Source organism: Vibrio sp. S/42/10 (assembly GCF_029890535.1).
Classification (GTDB): Bacteria; Pseudomonadota; Gammaproteobacteria; order Enterobacterales; family Vibrionaceae; genus Vibrio; species Vibrio cyclitrophicus.
On sequence record NZ_JAKMZC010000049.1, the window covers coordinates 1 to 557 of the forward strand.

Consider the following 557-nt stretch of genomic DNA (forward strand, 5'->3'; position numbering starts at 1 on the left):
ATATCCTGTTGGGCTATCGCCAAGCGGTAAGGCACTGGCTTTTGATGCCAGCATTCCCTGGTTCGAATCCAGGTAGCCCAGCCACTATTTAAACTCTTTGTTTTTACTTCAGTAAGCATTTACTGAAGTAAGTAACCAAGAGCACAACGTTACATCGAATCACCAATGTCGATATAACTATACTCTTCGCTAGAGTAAAAGCTTTGCTGCGGTCGTGGCGGAATTGGTAGACGCACCAGATTTAGGTTCTGGCGCCGAGAGGTGTGAGAGTTCAAGTCTCTCCGACCGCACCATTATTTAGATATCTTAATTGATATCCTGTTGGGCTATCGCCAAGCGGTAAGGCACTGGCTTTTGATGCCAGCATTCCCTGGTTCGAATCCAGGTAGCCCAGCCATTACAACGTTACTTAGACAAACCATAAGTCTTCTTAACTATACTCTTCGCTAGAGTAAAAGCTTTGCTGCGGTCGTGGCGGAATTGGTAGACGCACCAGATTTAGGTTCTGGCGCCGAGAGGTGTGAGAGTTCAAGTCTCTCCGACCGCACCATTATTTA

The 557-nt window shown here is 46.7% G+C and carries 4 tRNA genes; all 4 read left to right on the forward strand.

The annotated features are described in order from the left end of the window. Positions 1–9 precede the first annotated feature (9 nt). The 4 genes from L8S15_RS21750 to L8S15_RS21765 all read left to right on the forward strand — a co-directional run bounded on the left by L8S15_RS21750 (position 10) and on the right by L8S15_RS21765 (position 550). A tRNA-Gln gene (locus tag L8S15_RS21750) sits at positions 10–84 on the forward strand. A gap of 124 nt (positions 85–208) precedes the next feature. Beyond that, positions 209–293 (forward strand) — tRNA-Leu (locus L8S15_RS21755). A gap of 29 nt (positions 294–322) precedes the next feature. Next, positions 323–397, forward strand: a tRNA-Gln gene (locus L8S15_RS21760). Between the two features lie 68 nt (positions 398–465). Further along, positions 466–550 (forward strand) — tRNA-Leu (locus L8S15_RS21765). The last annotated feature ends 7 nt before the right edge of the window (positions 551–557 follow it).